At 66.6% G+C, this 18,847-nt stretch carries 20 protein-coding genes; 19 read left to right on the forward strand and 1 reads right to left on the reverse strand.

All coding sequences use genetic code 11. From position 1 onward, the window contains the following. Positions 1 to 306 precede the first annotated feature (306 nt). From E3U47_RS17680 to E3U47_RS17765, 18 genes are all read left to right on the forward strand, one after another. Positions 307 to 2,286 carry a cytochrome D1 domain-containing protein gene (locus E3U47_RS17680; RefSeq protein ID WP_134692966.1) on the forward strand — a complete coding sequence of 660 codons (1,980 nt, stop codon included), beginning with the start codon at positions 307 to 309 and terminating at the stop codon, positions 2,284 to 2,286. Further along, positions 2,283 to 2,936, forward strand: coding sequence for an SCO family protein (locus tag E3U47_RS17685; RefSeq protein ID WP_134692967.1), 654 nt, complete (start codon positions 2,283 to 2,285; stop codon positions 2,934 to 2,936). Before E3U47_RS17680 ends, E3U47_RS17685 begins: the two co-directional genes overlap by 4 nt. Next, positions 2,933 to 3,580 carry an SCO family protein gene (locus tag E3U47_RS17690; protein ID WP_134692968.1) on the forward strand — a complete coding sequence of 216 codons (648 nt, stop codon included), beginning with the start codon at positions 2,933 to 2,935 and terminating at the stop codon, positions 3,578 to 3,580. The genes E3U47_RS17685 and E3U47_RS17690 overlap by 4 nt, the downstream gene beginning before the upstream one ends. Before the next feature lie 215 nt (positions 3,581 to 3,795). Beyond that, on the forward strand, positions 3,796 to 5,268 hold the full coding sequence (locus E3U47_RS17695) for an ABC transporter substrate-binding protein (protein WP_134692986.1): 1,473 nt from the start codon (positions 3,796 to 3,798) through the stop codon (positions 5,266 to 5,268). Between the two features lie 87 nt (positions 5,269 to 5,355). Next, the gene (locus E3U47_RS17700; protein ID WP_134692969.1) at positions 5,356 to 5,991 is read left to right on the forward strand and encodes a SurA N-terminal domain-containing protein; all 636 of its coding nucleotides are present in this window, start codon (positions 5,356 to 5,358) and stop codon (positions 5,989 to 5,991) included. 239 nt (positions 5,992 to 6,230) lie between these two features. Further along, a complete protein-coding gene (locus E3U47_RS17705) occupies positions 6,231 to 6,764 on the forward strand; it encodes a response regulator (protein WP_134692970.1) in 534 nt (177 codons plus the stop codon). A gap of 176 nt (positions 6,765 to 6,940) precedes the next feature. Beyond that, positions 6,941 to 8,569, forward strand: coding sequence for a GspE/PulE family protein (locus E3U47_RS17710; protein ID WP_134692987.1), 1,629 nt, complete (start codon positions 6,941 to 6,943; stop codon positions 8,567 to 8,569). Continuing rightward, positions 8,550 to 9,332, forward strand: a complete 783-nt coding sequence (locus E3U47_RS17715) for a hypothetical protein (RefSeq protein WP_134692971.1) — start codon at positions 8,550 to 8,552, stop codon at positions 9,330 to 9,332. The genes E3U47_RS17710 and E3U47_RS17715 overlap by 20 nt, the downstream gene beginning before the upstream one ends. A gap of 1 nt (position 9,333) precedes the next feature. After that, positions 9,334 to 9,876 carry a pilus assembly protein gene (locus E3U47_RS17720; RefSeq protein WP_134692972.1) on the forward strand — a complete coding sequence of 181 codons (543 nt, stop codon included), beginning with the start codon at positions 9,334 to 9,336 and terminating at the stop codon, positions 9,874 to 9,876. Then, the gene (gene pilO / locus E3U47_RS17725; protein ID WP_134692973.1) at positions 9,863 to 10,414 is read left to right on the forward strand and encodes a type 4a pilus biogenesis protein PilO; all 552 of its coding nucleotides are present in this window, start codon (positions 9,863 to 9,865) and stop codon (positions 10,412 to 10,414) included. The genes E3U47_RS17720 and pilO overlap by 14 nt, the downstream gene beginning before the upstream one ends. Next, a complete protein-coding gene (locus E3U47_RS17730) occupies positions 10,414 to 10,911 on the forward strand; it encodes a hypothetical protein (RefSeq protein ID WP_134692974.1) in 498 nt (165 codons plus the stop codon). Before pilO ends, E3U47_RS17730 begins: the two co-directional genes overlap by 1 nt. Next, positions 10,908 to 12,785 (forward strand): secretin N-terminal domain-containing protein, encoded by a 1,878-nt coding sequence (locus tag E3U47_RS17735; RefSeq protein WP_134692975.1) that lies wholly within the window; start codon positions 10,908 to 10,910, stop codon positions 12,783 to 12,785. Before E3U47_RS17730 ends, E3U47_RS17735 begins: the two co-directional genes overlap by 4 nt. Further along, the gene (locus E3U47_RS17740) at positions 12,782 to 13,255 is read left to right on the forward strand and encodes a type II secretion system protein (protein ID WP_134692976.1); all 474 of its coding nucleotides are present in this window, start codon (positions 12,782 to 12,784) and stop codon (positions 13,253 to 13,255) included. The genes E3U47_RS17735 and E3U47_RS17740 overlap by 4 nt, the downstream gene beginning before the upstream one ends. A gap of 5 nt (positions 13,256 to 13,260) precedes the next feature. Beyond that, entirely contained in the window at positions 13,261 to 13,635 is a 375-nt protein-coding gene (locus E3U47_RS17745; RefSeq protein ID WP_134692977.1) for a type II secretion system protein, read from the forward strand. Beyond that, positions 13,610 to 14,131 carry a type II secretion system protein gene (locus tag E3U47_RS17750; protein WP_134692978.1) on the forward strand — a complete coding sequence of 174 codons (522 nt, stop codon included), beginning with the start codon at positions 13,610 to 13,612 and terminating at the stop codon, positions 14,129 to 14,131. The genes E3U47_RS17745 and E3U47_RS17750 overlap by 26 nt, the downstream gene beginning before the upstream one ends. Beyond that, the gene (gene csgE / locus E3U47_RS17755) at positions 14,128 to 14,523 is read left to right on the forward strand and encodes a curli production assembly/transport protein CsgE (RefSeq protein WP_134692979.1); all 396 of its coding nucleotides are present in this window, start codon (positions 14,128 to 14,130) and stop codon (positions 14,521 to 14,523) included. The genes E3U47_RS17750 and csgE overlap by 4 nt, the downstream gene beginning before the upstream one ends. After that, positions 14,520 to 14,939: a curli assembly protein CsgF gene (locus tag E3U47_RS17760; RefSeq protein WP_134692980.1), complete on the forward strand. Its 420-nt coding sequence runs from the start codon at positions 14,520 to 14,522 to the stop codon at positions 14,937 to 14,939. Before csgE ends, E3U47_RS17760 begins: the two co-directional genes overlap by 4 nt. Positions 14,940 to 14,973: 34 nt before the next feature. Next, positions 14,974 to 15,810, forward strand: a complete 837-nt coding sequence (locus tag E3U47_RS17765) for a CsgG/HfaB family protein (protein ID WP_134692981.1) — start codon at positions 14,974 to 14,976, stop codon at positions 15,808 to 15,810. Positions 15,811 to 15,831: 21 nt separating this feature from the next. Here the strand turns inward: E3U47_RS17765 and yddG are convergent, their stop codons facing one another. Further along, a complete protein-coding gene (gene yddG, locus E3U47_RS17770) occupies positions 15,832 to 16,737 on the reverse strand; it encodes an aromatic amino acid DMT transporter YddG (protein WP_134692982.1) in 906 nt (301 codons plus the stop codon). Between the two features lie 167 nt (positions 16,738 to 16,904). Between yddG and mqo the strand changes: the two genes are divergently transcribed. After that, positions 16,905 to 18,479 (forward strand): malate dehydrogenase (quinone), encoded by a 1,575-nt coding sequence (mqo, locus tag E3U47_RS17775; protein WP_134692983.1) that lies wholly within the window; start codon positions 16,905 to 16,907, stop codon positions 18,477 to 18,479. Positions 18,480 to 18,847 lie beyond the last annotated feature (368 nt).

An 18,847-nucleotide genomic window follows, 5' to 3' on the forward strand; every position in this document is an offset into this window, starting at 1 on the left:
CCGCCCAGCCCAGCGCGGCATACACCGCGCTTGTCGAAGGCAATGGCCTTGGCGGTGGAACCGCTATGACGGGGTGCGTGCTTGGGAGGCGCAATGGGCGAAAATCCTCCCATCAGGCAAACCCACTGGGTGCCCCGGCTTTGGGTCAGCCTCCCCAGTATCTTCCATCACTCCATGCTAACTAACTGATTTAAAAGCCATTTATTCATGGCATAACGCTTGCTTGCACCCTGCACAGAAGCCCTTTCTCCTGTGGAGGTGCAGCATGTTCATCCCCCTCGAACTGTCCAACCCCGGCGTGTCGGCATGAACCGCAAGCTACGCCCGGTGTACCTGGGCCTGCTGCTGGGCAGTGCGCTGATCGGCCTGGGGGTCGCCTACGAAAAGCTCTGGTGCGACCCCCGCGAGCTGTTGCAGGAGGCCGCCGATCCCCAGGCCCTGCATCGGCTCAGCCGCGACGGGGTGACAGTCGAGTTCGAGGCGCGGTCCCTGAGCGGCAGCGAACTGCGTGAGGGCGACTTCGCCAGCATCCGCTTCAAGGTCAGCGACCAGGCCAGCGGCCAGCCGCTGTCGGGCATGGCCCCCGGTGCCTGGCTGGACCCGGCGCAAGCGGCCCCGGTCGGTGATCGCGACAGCAGTTGCAAGGCACGGGTGGCGCTATTCCTCAAAAGCAGCATCGGCGCCAGACCCTTGCTCGACCTCAACAGCTACTTCCTGCTGGTGCTGAACAAGGACGCCAGCCTCACGGTGATCGACCCCACGGTTTCGGTGGGCGGGGTCACCAGCACCCTGGCGCGCATCGACCTGCCCGGACGACCCATGGACTGGGTGGCCACCGGCGATGACAAGCAGGTGTTCGTGTCCATGCCCGAACGCAACCAGGTGGCGTTGGTCGACACCGAAACCTTCACCCGCGTGGCCACCCTGGAGGCCGGCGAACAGCCGCTGCGGGTGGCCCTGCAACCTGACCAGCGCCTGCTGTGGGTGGGCAACAACAGCAGCGACCCGGCCAAGGGCGGGGTGACGGTGATCGATGTGCCCAGCCGCATCACGCTCAAATCGTTCGCCACCGGCTCCGGCCACCACGAGATCGCCTTCAGCGCCGACTCACGGTATGCCTTCGTCAGCAATCGCGATGCTGGCACCTTGAGCGTGATCGACATCGCCCAGATGCGCCTGGTGAAGACCCTCGAGGTCGGTCGCCAGCCGTTGGCGGTGGCGTATTCGACGCTGTCCCAGGCGGTATATGTGGTCGATGGCGAGGAGGGCATGGTGTGGGTGATCGACGCCCGCAGCCACCAGCTGCGCCACAAGGTCAAGGCCGAGCAGGGCCTGGGGCCGATGCGCTTCAGCCGCGACGGACGCTATGGCGTGGTGCTCAACACCCTGGAGAACCAGGCCCTGGTGATCGATGCCAGCAACGACCAGTTGATCCACCGCATCGCGGTGGCCGCCGAGCCCTACCAGCTGACCTTCACCAAGGGCTATGCCTACGTGCGCGGCCTGGCCTCGGCGAAAGTCAGCATGATCAACCTGGCCAGCCTCGGCCAGGGCCGTGAGCCTATCGTCCAGGGCTTCGAGGCCGGGCCCGCGGCGCCGCGCCAGGCCGGTGACCTGCCGCTGGCCCAGGGCGTGAGCGTGTCGCGCGACGACAACGCGGTGTTCGTGGTCAACCCGGTGGACAACACCACTTATTTCTACGCCGAAGGCATGAACGCGCCGATGTCCGGCTACAACAACCGCGGCCACCAGGCCCGCGCGGCCATCGTCATCGACCGCAGCCTGCGCGAGCTGGCGCCGGGGGTGTATGGCTCGACGGTGAAATTGCCGGCCGCCGGTACCTTCGATGTGGCGTTCCTGCTCAACCAGCCGCAGATCATCCATTGCTTCAGCACCGAGGTGGCGGCGGTGCCGCAGTCCAGCCTGCACAAACGTGCTCATGCCGAGTTCATCGGTGCCGACCAACTGGCGCGCCAGCACAGCCCGTACCTGGCCCGAGTACGCATCCTCGGTGAGGACGGCCAGCCGCGCACCGGCTTGAGCGACCTGACCCTGCGCTACTTCCTCGCGCCCTCGTCGCTGCCGCGCAACGTGCAGTTGGTGGACATGGGCGAGGGGGTCTACCAGGCCGCGCTGGAGCTGGCCGAAGCCGGCGCCTGGTACCTGCACGTGCAGTCGCCCAGCCTTGGCCGCGCCTTCGCCGAAGAGAACTACACCAGCCTGCGCGTGCTGCCGGCCACGGCGCCACCCACCGCTTCCCAAGGGAAACCCAGGAGCCTGCGATGAATCGACCCACCGCCACCACCCTGCTGGGCTTGAGCCTTTTGCTGGCCAGCCCGTTGGCCCTGGCCCATGCCGGCCATGAGCACGGCTCCAAGCCCGCCGAGCCGCCCGCCGTGCGCCAGGAAAAGGCCAGCGTGCGCTTCGCCGATGTGTCGCTGCTTGACCAGGACGGTATGCCGGTGCGCCTGGAACAGGACCTGGTCGGCGACCACCTGGTGGTCATGGGCTTCATCTACACCAGTTGCACCACGGTGTGTCCGGTGGTGTCGTCGATCATGAGCAAGGTCCAGCAGCAGCTCGGTGGTCGGGTGGGGGAGGAGATCCGCCTGGTGTCTATCAGCGTCGACCCGCAGCGCGACGATGCCAAGCGCCTGGCCGGGTATGCACGGGCCTTCCAGCACGGGCCGGGCTGGAGCTGGTTGACCGGTTCGCCCTACGCCATCAGCGAAACCCTCAAGGGGCTGGGCAGTTTCAGTGCCAACCTCAGCGAGCACCCGCCGCTGATCCTGGTCGGTGACGGGCGCAGTGGCCATTGGACACGTTTTTACGGGTTCACCGACCCCAACGTGCTGGTCACCGAGATCAACCGCCTCGGCGCCCGCCGGGTGCATGCCAAGAGCACGGCCATCGCCGGTCAGGAGGCACAACCATGAGTAGTCACACTTCACGCATGCGCAGCCTCGACTGGCTGGTGCTGGCGGCCTGCCTGTGGATCTTCACCTCGATGGCCCTGGCCCATGAGGGCCACGCCCCGACCGCGCAACCGGCGCCGCAGCCGATGGCCAGCGGCGGCGGTACCCGCGATGCGCAGGCCTGGTTCACCGATACCGTGCTCATGGACCAGAACGGCCGCACGCTGCGCTTCTACAGCGATGTGCTCAAGGACAAGGTGGTGATGCTCAATGTGATCTTCACCCACTGCAACGATGCCTGCCCGCTGATTACCCGCAAGCTGCGCGAGGTGCGCCAGGCCATGACGCCAGCGCTGGCGGCGCAGGTGACCTTCGTCTCGGTGAGCAGCGATCCGCTCAACGACAGCCCCGAGGTGCTCAAGGCCTTTGCCGGCCAGCAGGGGGTGGATGGGCCGAACTGGCTGTTCCTCACCGGCGACAAGGCCAGCGTCGACCTGGTGCTCGGGCGGTTGGGACAGTTCCTGCCCAGCCCGGAACAGCATTCGACGCAGTTGATCGCCGGGGATGTGGCGGGCAAGCGCTGGAGCAAGATCCGCCCCGACGCGCCGCCTGCGGCCATTGCCCAGCGCCTGCAATTGCTGGCCCAACCCCTGGCCGGACGATAGCAGCCATGGCCCGGTCGCTGTGGGAACACGTTGTCGAGCGCTGGCGCAAGGCCTGTAGGAGCGGCCTTGCGTGGCGAAAGGGCTGCGAAGCAGCCCCGGCGATTCATGTGTCTGTGCTGACATCCTGGAGACGCTGCGCGTCCTATACGCGACCCAAGGCCGCTCCCACAAGGTTTCGCTTGAGGCTTTCATGGATGATGGCACTTATCTACTGCATGGCGTCACAGGGCCCCGCCGTGGCCCTTGAGCTCACCGCCAACGAACAAGCCGGCAAACGTTTGTACCGCGAAGGCCTGTCCAGCAGCGACGCCCAACTCACCGCCCTGGTCGGTGCCAGCGACATCAGCGTGCCGGCCAGCGTGTTGCCTTGCGCCAGTTGCCACGGCAACGATGGCCGTGGCCGCAGCGAAGGCGGGGTGCGCCCGCCGAGCCTGGACTGGCAGCGCCTGGCGCTGGGCCAGGGCGAGCGCGAAAGCAATAGCCGGCGCTACCCGGCCTACAGCGACGCCAGCCTGGCGCGCGTCATCCGTACCGGCATCGACCCTGGCGGCAACCGCCTCGACCCGGCGATGCCGCGCTTCGAGCTGAGCCTGGCCGACCAGCGCAACCTCACGGCCTATCTAAAGCGCCTGGGCGAGGAGCGCGATCCCGGGGTGCAAGAGGGCAGCTTGCGCCTGGGCACCCTGCTGCCGCAGCAGGGGCCGCTGGCCGAGGTCGGGCGGGTGGTGCGCGCAGTGTTGGAGGATGGTGTCGAGCAACTGAACCAGCAGGGCGGCGTCCATGGTCGGCGCGTGCAGTTGCTGGTACAGGATCCGGGGTACGACCCGGTCAGCACGCGGCAGGCATTGCAGGCGCTGTTGCAACGACAGGTGTTCGCGCTGGTCGCGCCCGTGGCGCCGCTGCTCGACACCCAGGTCCTGGCGCGCGCGGGCGTGCCGCTGATTGGCAGCACGCCTCGCGCAGGCGGCGGCAGCCTGGTATTCGACCCCTTGCCCGGGGTACCCGAACAGTTGCTCAGCGTTGCGCTGCATGCTCGGGAAACCTTGCGCCTGGAGAACCTGCAGATCGTTTATGCCGGAGAAGACCAGGCCGCCAACGCCGAGGCCCTGCGCCAGCGCCTGCAGCAGCTGGGGTGGTCGCCATCGCCGCCGCAAGAGGCTGTCGGCACGCCGGCACCAGGCGAGGGGATCGTCTTTGTTGGACGAGCCCAGGCCTTCGCCGAGCTGGCCGATCGCTTGCAGGCCGTTGGGCGCACACCCTATCTGTTCGCGGCCTCGGCGCAGGTGGCCAGTGCCGTGCCAGACTTGCCGGCGCGGTGGTCGCAGCGGGTGTTCCTGGCTTACCCCTTCGTCCCCGGTGACTGGACCGCGCAGGGCAGGGTGGCCTTGGCCGGCATGCAGCAACGCCAGGGGCTGGATGCCCGGCAGGCATCGTTGCAGGTCAGCACCTTGTGCGCCTGGCGACTGCTGACGGAGGCATTGAAGCAGGTTGGGCGCGATGCCAGCCGCGAGCAGTTGCTGCTGGCCCTGGAGCAGTTGCATGACATCGACACCGGGTTGACACCGTTGCTGGGGTTTGGCCCGGGGCGGCGCCAGGGCCTGGCAGGAGCCCATGTGGTTGCGGTCAGCTGGCCGGGACCGCGGTTTGTCGAGGTGGCGCCGTATCGTGCGCTGCCGCAGGTGCCATAAACGAATCCAGGGGCTGGCGTGGGCGCGGGGCTTCCCAGTATCCGCCGGCAAGACCGGTTTCTACGGGTTTGTAGCGAGGATGCGCTGATGAAAATGTTGCTATGCCTGTTGCTGTTCGCCCAGATGAGCTACGCCGAGCAGCCCGTGGCACGGGTCAACGGCGTGGAAATCGGCGTGCTGCGCCTGGAGCGCTACTTCAGCGATTACCTCCAGGCCCAGGGCCGGGCGCTGACCAGCATCCGCAACCCCACGCTGTACAAGCGCCTGCGTGACCAGGCGCTGGATGAGTTGATCGACAAGGAGCTGCTGTGGCAGGAGGCGCGGCGCCAGGGCATCGAAATCAGCGACGCGCAGGTCCAGGCCCAGCTGGCCGCGGTGGAAACGGCGTTCGGCAGCCCGGCGCTGTTCGAGCGACGTCTGCAGGAGGCGGGCTTCGATCGCCCCGGCTTCGCTGACTACACTCGTCATGAACTGGCCGCCCAGCAGGCATATGCGCGGCTGACTGCCATCGAGCCGCCCAGCGACGCCGAGGTTGCCGCCTTTTTTCAGGCCAATGTGCAAGCTTTGCAAGGACAGCAGAACCAAAGTGCTAATACTTCTGTCTCAACTGAACACGGCCTGGGCCTGGCCAGGGATGCGCTTGTCGCGCAATTGCAGGCCCAGGCCCGGCAAGCGGTACGCCAGCGCTTGCGCGACGCCGCTACAGTGGAGCGCGCCGAATGAAGGGCCGCCTGGGTGTTTCCCCACAATTGGGGAATCGTTGCAAGGCAATATGCCATTAGCTTCCCCGGTTGTGGGGAAGCGCCCGCTTACACGGCCGTAAGCGATCAGGTAGTACCAGCAATATCAGTGACTTAACAGCGGTGTGCGGTGACTTTTCATGCCTGGCACGAAGCCTGCTCAAGGCTCTTCAAGGCCGCACTTCGCAGACCGGGAAACCGGGCAGTTCAGGGGAGTGGACCTTGGTGAACAGAGTACTGGTAGTCGATGACGAACAGACCCTTGCGCAGAACCTGCAGGCGTATTTGCAGGCGCAAGGCCTGCAGGTCCATCTCGCCCACGACGGTGCCACCGGCATCGAACTGGCCGCGAGCCTGGCACCGGACGTGATCGTGCTGGATTACCGCTTGCCCGACATGGAGGGGTTTCAGGTCCTGGAGACCGTGCGCAGGAACAGGCAGTGCCATTTCGTGCTGATCACCGCCCACCCGACCGCCGAGGTTCGTGAGCGGGCCGCCGAGCTTGGGGTGAGCCATGTCCTGTTCAAGCCGTTCCCGCTAGTGGAACTGGCCCGCGCGGTCTTCGACCTGATGGGCATCGAGCGCCAGCGCAGGGCCACGGACCACCCCGCCGCGGGGTTCGTCGAGCGACGCCAGAACAGGAACGAGTCGTTCCCCTTGCAGTTGTACGATGGCAGCTGGGTCCTGGCCGACCGCCGACGCAACGGTGGCAAGCCCGCCGAACCTGACGACGAACAACTGCTCACCGGGGAATAGCGGCGCCCAAGGCTCCTGGCCCGCGGCGCCGCCCCTGAGCGGAGTCGCAGGCCATGCCCCAGGCATTCGATACAGATCCACTGGACCAATCGCAGGGCAAGCCTGCTGCCACGAGTCTGCAGCCCGTTGCCTGGGAGCGTGCTTGCCCGGCGATTGCCGGCTACCCCCGCGAGCTCATGGCCCAGGCCCGCCAGCAAGCCGGCGAAGAGCGGCTGCTGGCCTGCCTGGAGCGCCTCTGCGGCGACACCCCGGCCACCTTCATCCAGCGCCTGGCGGTAACCCTGCATTACCCGGTGCTGGCCACCCAGGCCTTGCTGGCCAGCAGCGCACGGTTCGACAAGGCCAGTTTGGCCCAGTGCCTGAAGCGCGAGTTCGCCCTGGTGGAGCACGATGGCGCGTTGATCGGGGTGTTCGCCGACCCCTTCGACAGCGCCCGCCTGGCCTGGATCGACGACTGCCTGCAAGGCTTGCCGCTGTACCTGGCCCACGCCGCCGACCTGGCCGCGTTCCTCGCCCGCCATGAAGAAAGCTTTCACGCCGTCGAGGCGCTCGATCAGGACTGCGAGGCCAGCACCGAGGCCGATCCGCTGCAACGCTTGTCGCTGACCAGCATCAGCGAGGACCAGAGCCGGGTGGTCAAGCTGGTCAACTCGACCCTTTACGACGCCCTCAAGTTGCACGCCAGCGACATCCACCTGGGCATGACCGGCCAGGGCCTGGTGATCAAGTACCGTATCGACGGCGTGCTCAACGCTGCCGGCAAGGCCAGTGGCAGCGCCTTTGCCGAACAGGTTATCTCGCGCATCAAGGTCATGGCCGAACTGGACATCGGCGAGAAACGCGTGCCCCAGGACGGCCGTTTCAAGGTGGCCATCGGTGAGCGCCAGATCGACTTTCGTGTGTCGATCATGCCGAGCATCTTCGGCGAGGACGCGGTGCTGAGGGTGCTCGACAAGCAGGAACTGTCCGACCAGGTCAGCGGCGTGCAACTGCAGGCCCTGGGGTTCGAGGAGCACACCCTGCGCGCCTTGCGCCGGCTGGCTGGCGAACCCTACGGCATGATCCTGGTCACCGGCCCCACTGGCAGCGGCAAGACCACCACCCTCTACGCCATGCTCAGCGAGATCAACCACGGCGTGGACAAGATCATCACCATCGAGGACCCGGTCGAGTACCAGTTGCCCGGGGTGCTGCAGATCCCGGTCAACGAGAAGAAGGGCCTGACCTTCGCCCGTGGCCTGCGCTCGATCCTGCGCCATGACCCGGACAAGATCCTGGTCGGCGAGATTCGCGATGCGGACACCGCGCAGATCGCCGTGCAGTCGGCGCTCACCGGGCACCTGGTGTTCACCACCATCCACGCCAACAACGTGTTCGACGTGATCGGCCGCTTCAGCCAGATGCAGGTCGATCCCTACAGCTTCGTCTCGGCGCTCAACGCCGTGCTGGCCCAGCGCCTGGTGCGCCTGGCCTGCCCGCATTGCGCGGTGAGCCGGGTACCGGACGACGAGCTGCTGGCTGCCTCGGGCCTGGCCCGCGCGGCGGTCGAAGGCTGGCAATTCGTTCGCGCCCAGGGCTGTGGGCAGTGCCGTGGCAGCGGTTACCGCGGGCGTAGCGCCATCGCCGAACTGCTGCACCTGGACGATGACCTGCGCCAGATGATCGTCGAGCGCCGTCCGCTCGCGCAGATCAAGCAGTTGGCCTGCCAGCGCGGCCTGCGCCTGCTGCGGGCCTCGGCCCTGGACCTGGTCCGCGCGGGCCGCACCACCTTGGAGGAGATCAACCGTGTCACATTTATCGCCTGACAAATACTGCGCCGTGCTCGGCGCCGAGGGTGTCGGCCTGGGGCGCTGGCACGGCCATCAACACCCGTGGCTGGGCAGCCGCGCCTTCGCCTGCGATGCCGCGCAGCCAGCCTGGGCGCCGGCCTTGGAGGCCCTGGGTGGGTTGTTGAGCGAGCACCCGGTGCGGGGGGCGCAACTGCGGGTGCTGCTCTCGGCGCGCTACAGCCGCTTCTGCCTGGTGCCGTGGAGCGATGCCATCGGCCACCCACGCGAGCTCCAGGCTTATGCCCGGGCCTGCTTCGAACAGCTTTATGGCCAGGCCCTGGACGACTGGCGCATCGTGCTCTCGCCAGAGCCGGCCGGCGCCGCGCGCATCGCCACGGCCTTGCCCGAGGCGCTGTTGCAGGGTTTGCAGGCGCTGGGCCGGGAGCGCCGGCTGCGCCTGCGCTCGGTGCAACCCTACCTGATGGCCGCCTACAACCGCTGCTCGGCGCAGTTGCAGCCGGGTGACTTCCTCTTCGTCCTCGCCGAGCCGCGTCGCAGTGTGCTGTTGCTGGCCGCCGGCGGTGCCTGGCAACAGGTGCTGGCCCAGAGCTGCGCCGACAACGACCAGGCCTTGCAGGCGCTGATCGAGCGCACCTGCGAGCTGTACGGCGCGCAACCGCCGAGGGTGTACCTGCATGCCCCGGGCCGTGGCACGCACCCGGCTATCGGCGCGGTGCAGCTGTGCCAGCCGGACGCCGAGGCCGATCCGCTGTGCGCCATGTGGCGGGCGGTGGCCTGATATGCGCCGCCTCGACCTGGAACTCCAGCCCCGCCACAGCGGCCCGACAGCCTGGGCACTGCTGGCCCTGGGCGGCGCCGTGCTGGCGCTGCTGGTACTGGCCCAGCAGCACCTGGTGAACGAGCAAGTGGCCCTCGAGGACCGCGTGCACCAGCTCGAACTCAAGCTCGGCCGCCGTCCGGCCACTGCCGCGCCGCAGAGCAGCGCGGTGATTCGCCAGCAGGCCGAGCGCCTGGCCCAGATGCGCAGCGTCTCGCTGCAGTTGCAGCGGCCCTGGCAGCAGTTGTTCGCCATGCTCGAGGCCATGCCCCAGGAAGACGTGGCGCTGCTCAGCCTCACTCCCGATGCGCGCAAGGGCCAGGTACGGATCAGCGCCGAGGCCCGCAACCTCGAGGCGATGCTGCAGTACCACCAGCGCCTGGAGCGCAGCGAGCAGCTCTCGGACGTGTCCTTGCTTAACCACGAAGTGCTGGCCGGGCAGGCCGAACACCCGGTGCGCTTCAACCTCATCGCCACCTGGGAGACCGGCCATGCGCGTCCCTAGTCTGTTGATCCATGAAGCCGCCCTGCGCCTGGGGCGGGCAGGGCTGGCCGCGCTGCTGGTCGGCCTGCTGGCCTTGGGCTTTGCCCTGGCTTCGGTACTGCCGCAGTGGCAGGCCGTGCGAGCGCTGCGCGCCGCCGAAGCCGACGCGGCGGTGCAGGTTCAGCGCCTGGCGCGGGGCGAGCTGAAGGTCCAGGCCAAGCCTGAGCAGCAGGCCCTGGATGAGCTGCGCCAGCAACTGCCTGGCCAGCCCGAGGCCAGCGAACTGATCGAGCGCTTGTATCACCTGGCTAGCGCTGAGCGCATTAGCCTGGCGCGCGGCGAATATGCGCTGGGCATCGACCCCAAGACACAGCTGGCGCGCTACCAGATTGTCCTGCCGGTGCGTGGCAGCTACCCACAGATTCGTGGCTTTCTCAAGGGCTTGATCGGCCAGCTGCCGACCCTGGTGCTCGAGGACCTGGAGCTGCAACGCAAGCGCATCGGCGACCGCGAACTCAGCGGCCGTGTACGCATGACCCTTTACCTGTCGAGGTCGTGATGAACACTCAGCGTGCGGTGATGTGGGTCGGTTTCCTGGGCGTGAGCGGCGTCTTGGCGTGGGCTCCGGGGCATTGGTTTGATCGGGAGGAGGCAGCGGCGCCGAGCGCAGTGCGGGCCCGTCCCCAGGCGTCTTCCAGCAACGTGGGAGCGAGCTTGGCCCGCGATGAGGCCGCCAGCCCTTCGCGCGACCTGTTCCCCAGCCAGCAATGGACCCCAGCGCAAACCCTGGCCACGGTCAGCGAACAACCTGTGCTCAGCGCGCCAGCGCCCATTGCCCCCAGCGCCCCGGCGCTGCCGTTCCAGTTCATCGGCCGCATGGGTGAGCGCGACGACCTGCAGATCTTTCTGCAGAGCGGCGAAAAGCTCTACGTCGTGCGCCAGGGCGATGTGATCGACGACACCTACCGCCTCGACCGTGTCTCGGCCACCGAGCTGAGCCTGGTCTACCTGCCACTGCACCAGCCACAGACCTTGTCTGTCGGGAGCGCACCATGAAGCCTTCGAAGTCGTGCAAGCCTGCTCCATTCATGCTCCTGGCCCTGTGCGCGGCACTGGCCGCCTGCGGTACCAGCGCCGTGCGCGAGGATGGCGAGGATTTGATCAAGCAAGGCCAATACGGAGCCGGCATCGCCCGCCTGGAAGAGGCCCTGCGCGATGAGCCGCGCAACACCGAGCTGAACATCGCCCTGGCCCACGGTCGGCAGACGGCGGTGGAAGCCTTGCTCGGCCAGGCCGACAGCGACCGCGTGCGCCATGACTTCGCCGGCGCGCGCATGGGCTATGGCCGGGTCCTGACCCTGGAGCCGAACAATCGCCGCGCCCTGGAAGGCATCCGCCAACTGGAGCTGATGCGCACCCTCGACGAGCGCGTCGCCCTGGGCCAGGCGGCGCTGCGCCAGGGCGATTTGTTCGGCGCCGAGCGCTACATGCGCGAGGTGCTGCGCCTCGACCCGCAGAACCAGAAGGGCCAGACCCTGCGCAGCGACATCGAGAACGTCCAGGCGCGCACCGCCACGCCGTTCCCGCAGTTGCGCAGCAAGCTGGAGCGGCCGGTGACCCTGGAGTTTCGCGACGCCAACCTGAAGACCATCTTCGAGGTGCTGGCCCAGGTTGCCGGGATCAACTTCATCTTCGACAAGGACCTGCGCCCGGACATGAAAGCCACCATCTTTGTGCGCGAGGTGCGCATCGAGGACGCCGTGGCCCTGCTGCTGGAACAGAACCAGCTGCACCAGAAGATCGTCAACGACAACACCTTGCTGATCTACCCCGACTCGCCGCAGAAGACCAAGGACTACCAGGAGTTGGTCATGCGCACCTTCTACCTGACCAGCATCGACGCCAATACCGCGCTGAACATGGTCAAGACCATGCTCAAGACCCGCGACGTGTTCGTCGACGAGCGCCTCAACACCCTGACCATGCGCGACACCCCCGACGCCGTGCGCATGGCCGAGAAGCTGCTGCAGTCCCAGGACCAGTCCAACCCCGAGGTGGTGCTGGAGGTCGAGGTGATGGAGGTGGCCCGTTCGCGCATCCTCGACCTCGGCCTGCAATGGCCGAACACCTTCGGCGTGATCAACAGCGACGGCACCCCGGTGGGCGTGCTCGACCAGCTGCGCGGCATCAACTCCGGGCGCATCTCCATCGCCCCGGCGCCCCAGGCCAAGATCAACGCCCAGGACAAGGACATCAATACCCTGGCCAGCCCGGTGATACGCGTCAGCAACCGTGAGCAGGCACGCATCCACATCGGCCAGCGGGTGCCGATCATCAGCGCCACCTCGGTGCCCTCGACCCAGGGCCCGGTGATCACCGAGAGTGTCACCTACCTCGACGTCGGCCTTAAGCTCGAGGTACAGCCCACCGTGCACCTGAACAACGAAGTGGCAATCAAGGTGGCGCTGGAAGTGAGCAACGCCACGCCCCTGGAGCCGACCCGCCAGGGCACCATCCCGGTGCAGGTCGACACCCGCAACGCCCAGACCAGCCTGCGCCTGCACGACGGCGAGACCCAGGTCCTGGCGGGCCTGGTGCGCAACGACAAGACCGGCAGCGGCAACAAGATCCCCGGCCTTGGCGACATTCCCGGCCTGGGCCGGCTGTTCGGCAGCAACCATGACGAGAACAGCAAGTCCGAACTGGTCCTGGCGATCACCCCGCGCATCGTGCGCAACCTGCCGTACCAGAGCCCGTCGGACATGGAGTTCGCCACCGGCACCGAATCGAGCCTGCAGGTGCGCCAGCTGGCCCAGCCGCTGCCCAGCGGCACCGTGCCGACCGATGCGCCCAGCCCGGAAACCGATGCCGCGCCGGTGGTCCAGGGCCAGATGGCGGTAGTCCCCAGCGCGCGGAGCCCACGGCCATGAACCGCCGCCAGCACGGCTTCAGCCTGATCGAGGTGGTGCTGACCTTGGCGCTGCTCGGGCTGCTGGCCAGCATGGCCGCGCCGCTGACCGAGACCGTGGTGCGCCGGGGCAAGGAGCAGCAGCTACGCGAGGCGCTATACCAGATCCGCGACGCCATCGACGCCTACAAGCGCGCCTTCGACGCCGGCTATATCGAAAAGCGCCTGAACGCCAGCGGCTACCCGCCGAACCTGCAGGTGCTGGTGGATGGCGTGCGCGATGTGCGCAGTGCCAAGGGCGCGAAGTTCTACTTCCTGCGGCGCATCCCCCACGACCCGCTGCGCGCGGCCAAGGCCGACGACCACGGCGGCTGGGGCCTGCGCGCCTACGACAGCGCCGCGGACAACCCGCGCGAAGGCGAGGACGTGTTCGACGTGTATTCCATGGCCCCGGGCAAGGGCCTCAACAACATCCCCTACGGGCAATGGTGATGGCGATGAAACCGAGCAAGGGCTTCACCCTCATCGAACTGTTGGTGGTCATGGCCATCATCGCCACCCTGATGACCATCGCCCTGCCGCGCTACTTCAACAGCCTCGAGGCCTCCCGCGAGGCCACCCTGCGCCAGAGCCTGGCGGTGCTGCGCGAGGCCCTGGACCATTACTACGGCGACACCGGGCGCTACCCCGATTCCCTCGAGCAACTGGTGGAACAACGCTACCTGCGCGGCGCGCCGCTGGACCCGATCAGCGAACGCCGCGACGCCTGGCAGCTGGTACCGCCGCCCGAGGGCGTGGCCGGCGGCGTCGCCGACATCAAGAGCGGGGCTACAGGGAGGGCGCGTGATGGCAGCCTCTATGCCGAGTGGTGAGCGTGGCTTCACCTACCTGGGGGTGCTGTTGCTGATCGCGGTCAGCAGCGTCGTCCTGGCCGCCAGCGGCACCTTGTGGAGCACCTGCGTGCAGCGCGAGCACGAGCGTCAACTGCTGTGGATCGGTGGCCAGTACGCCCAGGCGCTGCGCAGCTTCTATCGCGCCTCCCCGGGGCTGGCCCAGTACCCGCAGGCGCTGGCCGAGCTGCTCGAGGACAATCGCTTCCCGTCGCCGCAACGCCACCTGCGTCGGCTGTACCCCGACCCGGTCACCGGCAGTGACGACTGGGGCCTGCTGCGCGCGGTCGATGGCCGCATCACTGGCGTGTACAGCCGCTCCGACGCCACGCCGCTCAAGCGCAGCGGCTTCGACGCCCAGTGGAGCGCGTTCGAAGGCCTGGAGCACTACAGCGACTGGCAGTTCGTTGCCGAGCAGGCATTCGCCGAGAGCGCCAGCGGCGCCCGCAGCCACACAGGCCCTGGAGATGCGCCATGAAACGCCTGGTCGCCGTGGCCTGCCTGTGCCTGGCCCTGGCGCAGGCAGCGGCCTACGCCGGTGACGAGGACGAGATGATGGGTTTCATCGTCGACAACACCATCTCGCACATCGGCCACGACTTCTATTACGCCTTCAGCGACCGGCTGCGCGCCACCAGCCGGCTCGACTTCAACCTGGTGGTGCGCGAACGCCCGGATGCCCGTTGGGGCAGCCTGGTGACGGTGGAGTACGAACGCGAGGTGGTGTACCGGCGCTTCCTGCCGCCGAACACCACGCAACTCAATGACGAGGCCGTCGAGGCCGCCGACCTGGTCCGCCAGCAGATTATCCAGCGCAAGTTGCAACGGCTGCTGCAGGACACAACCGATCTGGAGAGGGACGAGCTATGAGCCACCACATACCCCTGCGTGTCGCCGCCTGCCTGCTGGCCGCAGGCCTCGGTTGCCAGGCCCTGGCCACGGAACTGGTGTACACCCCGGTCAACCCGGCCTTCGGCGGCAACCCGCTCAACGGCACCTGGTTGCTGAACAACGCCCAGGCGCAGAACGACCATGACGATCCCGACCTCAAGGATCGCAGCTCGGCGTTCGCCGCCACCAGTGCCCTGGAGCGCTTCAGCAACCAGCTCGAATCGCGGCTGCTGGGGCAGTTGCTGGACAACATCGGCAACGGCCAGGGCGGCAGCATGGCCACCGATGCCTTTCTCATCGATGTGATCGACGACTCCGGCGCCTTGAGCATCCGGGTCACCGACCGCGCCACCGGACAAGTCTCGATCATCGACGTGAGCGGCCTGAACCCCTGAGAGGGACGGCCATTTCCCAAGGGGAGAGAACACCATGAAACGTCTGCTGAGCACACTGCTGATCCTCGCCGCCCTGCAAGGCTGCGGCCTGCGCGAGCCGATGCCGGCCGAACAGGACAGCCAGACCCCGACCCTGACGCCGCGGGCCTCGACCTACTACGACCTGATCAACATGCCCAGGCCGCGGGGGCGGTTGATGGCGGTGGTATATGGTTTCCGCGACCAGACCGGGCAGTACAAGCCGACCCCGGCCAGCTCGTTCTCCACCAGCGTCACCCAGGGCGCGGCCAGCATGCTGATGGACGCGCTCAATGCCAGTGGCTGGTTCGTGGTGCTGGAGCGCGAAGGCCTGCAGAACCTGCTGACCGAGCGCAAGATCATCCGCGCCTCGCAGAAAAAGCCCGACGTGGCCGAGAATATCCAGGGCGAGCTGCCACCGCTGCAGGCCGCCAACCTGATGCTCGAGGGCGGCATCATCGCCTACGACACCAATGTGCGCAGCGGCGGCGAGGGCGCGCGCTACCTGGGCATCGACCTGTCCCGGGAGTACCGGGTCGACCAGGTCACGGTCAACCTGCGGGCAGTGGACGTGCGCACCGGGCAGGTGCTGGCCAACGTCATGACCAGCAAGACCATCTACTCGGTGGGGCGCAGCGCCGGGGTGTTCAAGTTCATCGAGTTCAAGAAGCTGCTCGAGGCCGAGGTGGGCTACACCACCAACGAGCCGGCGCAGTTGTGCGTGCTGTCGGCGATCGAGGCGGCGGTGGGGCATCTGCTGGCGCAGGGTATCGAGCGGCGCCTGTGGCAGGTGGCCGGGGAGGGCGACAAGGCGGTGCTGGACAAGTACCTGAGCCAGTATCAGCAGCCATGAAGGCGTCAGCCTTGCCGATGGCTACGCGGCACAGCGCTGGCGAGGCGCGCGGGTCGCCTGCCAGCACAACAACGAGCCGGCGGTGACCAGTGCCGCCCCCTGCCAGAACTGCAACGCCAGGTGTGCCCCCAGCCACAGGGCGGCGAACCCGGACGACAGCACTGGGGCAAAATACGAGGCGGTGGCCAGCAGGGTGAGGTTGCCGCGCAGGATACCGATGTTCCACAACGCATAGCCGCCCGCCATGGCCAGGCCGGCGCCCAGCAACTCCAGGCCCGCGTCCCAGCGCAATGCCGGCAGTACTTCCTGGCTGAAGGCATACTTCAGCCACAGCACCGCGGCGGTCAGGAGGAAGAACAGCACCACATGGTTCTGCCCGTCGGCATAACGCCGGGTCACGTTGCAATATAGCGCGAAGGTGATCGCGCAGGTGGTCGCCAGGCTGTAGCCCAGCGGGTTGGAGCGGATATTGGCGAGCACGCCGTGCAACGACAGGCCATCACCGCTGACCACCCAGAGAATGCCCAGCAGCGCCATGGCCGTGCCCGGCATGATGTACCAACGCGCGCGCTGGCGGTTCATCACGATGGCCAGCACCACGGTCAGGCTTGGCCACAGGTAGTTGACCACCATCAGCTGGATCGCCTGGGTGCTGTCCAGCGCGTAACCCAGGGCCAGCGACAGGCACACCTCATACGCCACGAACAGCGCCGAGCCGCCCAGCAGGTAGCCGGGCGAGGCCTTGCGCAGCCGCGGCTTGCCCAGCAGGAGCACCAGCAGCCCGGCGCCCAGGCTGTAGATCAGGGCAGCGCCGCCAATGGCGCCGAAATACTGGCTGACGCTGCGGATCAGCGCCGAGGCCGTGCTCCACAACAGGATCGCGGCCAGGCCGCAGAGGGTTGCACGGGGGCCGATGATCGTCGCCATGGTCGCGTTCCTGGGAAATGGCGCGCAGTCTAACCCAACCACCTGTCGGTATCGCGCCTATCAGGCGTACCCGTGCATTGGTCAAGCGGGCATGCCCGAGCGATTCGCTCAGCTACGCTTGATCCAGACGTACCCAAAGGACCCGCACAGGCGTAGATGGAGAGCACATGAAAATCACCGACAAGAGCAAATGGGCGCTAGCCGGCCTGGCCCTGGCCCTGGGGCTGCATGCCCAGGCCGCCGAGAGCAAGCGCGTGGACGTGCTGCTGGTGGGCGGCGGCATCATGAGTTCCACCCTGGCGGTCTGGCTCAACGAACTGGAACCGAGTTGGTCGATGCAGATGGTCGAGCGTCTGGACAAGGTCGCCGAGGAGAGCTCCAACGGCTGGAACAACGCCGGTACCGGTCACTCGGCCCTGGCCGAGCTCAACTACACGCCGGAGAAGGATGGCAAGATCGACATCAGCAAGGCGGTGGAGATCAACGAGTCGTTTCAGGTGACGCGGCAGTTTCTCGCCTGGCAGGTCAAGCAAGGCGTACTGAAGAACCCGCGCTCGTTCATCAATACCACGCCGCACATGAGCTTCGTTTGGGGCGACGACAACATCAGTTTCCTCAAGCGTCGCTACCAGGCGTTGCAGGCCAGCCCGTTGTTCAAACCGATGGAGTATTCCGAAGACCCGGCGCAGATTGCCAAGTGGGTGCCGCTGATGATGGAAGGGCGCGACCCCAAGCAGAAACTCGCGGTTACCTGGACGCCTATCGGCACCGACGTCAACTTCGGAGAGATCACCCGCCAGTACGTCGGCTACTTGCAGACCCGGCCGAACTTCGACCTCAAGCTGTCGAGCGAGGTCGAGGCCATCACTCGCAACGACGATGGCAGTTGGCATGTGCAGTACAAGAACCTCAAGGACGGCAGCAGCGCCGCCACTGATGCCAAGTTCCTGTTCATCGGCGCTGGTGGCGCGGCGCTGCCGCTGCTGCAGAAGTCTGGCATCGACGAGGCCAAGGACTATGCCGGCTTCCCGGTGGGGGGCTCGTTCCTGGTTACCGACAACCCGGCCATCGCCCAACGGCACATGGCCAAGGCCTATGGCATCGCCGCCACCGGCGCGCCGCCGATGTCGGTGCCGCACCTGGACACGCGGGTGCTCGATGGCAAGCGCATGATCCTGTTCGGGCCGTTCGCCACGTTCTCCACCAAGTTCCTCAAGGAAGGCTCGCTGTTCGACCTGTTTGCCAGCATGTCGGTGCACAACACCTGGCCGATGGTGCGGGTCGGGGTGCGTGAGTTCGACCTGGTGCAGTACCTGGTTGGCCAGGTGCTGCAATCGGACGATGACCGTTTCGCTGCCTTGCAGACCTACTTTCCCGAGGCCAGGAAGGAAGATTGGCGCTTGTGGCAGGCTGGGCAGCGAGTGCAGATCATCAAGAAGGACGAGAACCTGGGCGGGGTGTTGAAACTGGGCACCGAGATCGTCACCGCCAAGGACGGCAGCATCGCCGGCTTGCTCGGCGCCTCGCCGGGAGCCTCGACCGCGCCGCCGATCATGCTCGACTTGTTGGGCAAGGTATTCAAGGACAAGTTGGCCACGCCGCAGTGGCAGGCGAAGGTCAGGCAGATCATTCCGTCCTACGGGATCAAGTTGAACGAGCATCCGCAGAAGGTTCAGGAGGAGTGGGCTTATACCAGCGAGGTGTTGCAACTGGCGCCGGCCAGTGAGGCGGTGGGGCAATAGCTGAGGGGGGTGTTCGCTGCTGCCGGGAGGTGGGGCGACATCCCGTCGTTCTGGGTTGGGTTGCTTGGATGGGTAGTTGTCGTGTGGCGTTGGTTGTATTCGCGGGGGTAGGGCTTCAATAAGCGATGGGGCTTGAAGTCAAAGTCTAAGTTACAGTCGTTCGACGTGGATTTTTGCAGATATAAACGCATTCCTCGACGACGTCTAAAGCCCATACGCCAGAGAGAAAGCAGGCCACCGTAAAGTCGAGAAGGTGATCATGTCGCAATCGCCAATAAATGCGCCGTGTTCTTGTTCTTGTTCTTGTTCTTGTTCTGCCTGCTTTTGATTTTGCTTCTAAGCGCGCGATAGTTCAGGCAACACAGATT

It is taken from the genome of Pseudomonas sp. RIT623 (genome assembly GCF_004519305.1).
In the GTDB taxonomy this organism is placed as follows: domain Bacteria; phylum Pseudomonadota; class Gammaproteobacteria; order Pseudomonadales; family Pseudomonadaceae; genus Aquipseudomonas.

Bases quoted from the DNA above. Each gene is read 5' to 3' on its own strand.
- E3U47_RS17680 (WP_134692966.1), top strand. From the start codon at position 307: ATGAACCGCAAGCTACGCCCGGTGTACCTGGGCCTGCTGCTGGGCAGT.
- E3U47_RS17685 (WP_134692967.1), top strand. From the start codon at position 2,283: ATGAATCGACCCACCGCCACCACCCTGCTGGGCTTGAGCCTTTTGCTG.
- E3U47_RS17690 (WP_134692968.1), top strand. From the start codon at position 2,933: ATGAGTAGTCACACTTCACGCATGCGCAGCCTCGACTGGCTGGTGCTG.
- E3U47_RS17695 (WP_134692986.1), top strand. From the start codon at position 3,796: ATGGCGTCACAGGGCCCCGCCGTGGCCCTTGAGCTCACCGCCAACGAA.
- E3U47_RS17700 (WP_134692969.1), top strand. From the start codon at position 5,356: ATGAAAATGTTGCTATGCCTGTTGCTGTTCGCCCAGATGAGCTACGCC.
- E3U47_RS17710 (WP_134692987.1), top strand. From the start codon at position 6,941: ATGGCCCAGGCCCGCCAGCAAGCCGGCGAAGAGCGGCTGCTGGCCTGC.
- E3U47_RS17720 (WP_134692972.1), top strand. From the start codon at position 9,334: ATGCGCCGCCTCGACCTGGAACTCCAGCCCCGCCACAGCGGCCCGACA.
- pilO (WP_134692973.1), top strand. From the start codon at position 9,863: ATGCGCGTCCCTAGTCTGTTGATCCATGAAGCCGCCCTGCGCCTGGGG.
- E3U47_RS17730 (WP_134692974.1), top strand. From the start codon at position 10,414: ATGAACACTCAGCGTGCGGTGATGTGGGTCGGTTTCCTGGGCGTGAGC.
- E3U47_RS17735 (WP_134692975.1), top strand. From the start codon at position 10,908: ATGAAGCCTTCGAAGTCGTGCAAGCCTGCTCCATTCATGCTCCTGGCC.
- E3U47_RS17740 (WP_134692976.1), top strand. From the start codon at position 12,782: ATGAACCGCCGCCAGCACGGCTTCAGCCTGATCGAGGTGGTGCTGACC.
- E3U47_RS17745 (WP_134692977.1), top strand. From the start codon at position 13,261: ATGAAACCGAGCAAGGGCTTCACCCTCATCGAACTGTTGGTGGTCATG.
- E3U47_RS17750 (WP_134692978.1), top strand. From the start codon at position 13,610: ATGGCAGCCTCTATGCCGAGTGGTGAGCGTGGCTTCACCTACCTGGGG.
- csgE (WP_134692979.1), top strand. From the start codon at position 14,128: ATGAAACGCCTGGTCGCCGTGGCCTGCCTGTGCCTGGCCCTGGCGCAG.
- E3U47_RS17760 (WP_134692980.1), top strand. From the start codon at position 14,520: ATGAGCCACCACATACCCCTGCGTGTCGCCGCCTGCCTGCTGGCCGCA.
- E3U47_RS17765 (WP_134692981.1), top strand. From the start codon at position 14,974: ATGAAACGTCTGCTGAGCACACTGCTGATCCTCGCCGCCCTGCAAGGC.
- yddG (WP_134692982.1), bottom strand. From the start codon at position 16,737: ATGGCGACGATCATCGGCCCCCGTGCAACCCTCTGCGGCCTGGCCGCG.
- mqo (WP_134692983.1), top strand. From the start codon at position 16,905: ATGAAAATCACCGACAAGAGCAAATGGGCGCTAGCCGGCCTGGCCCTG.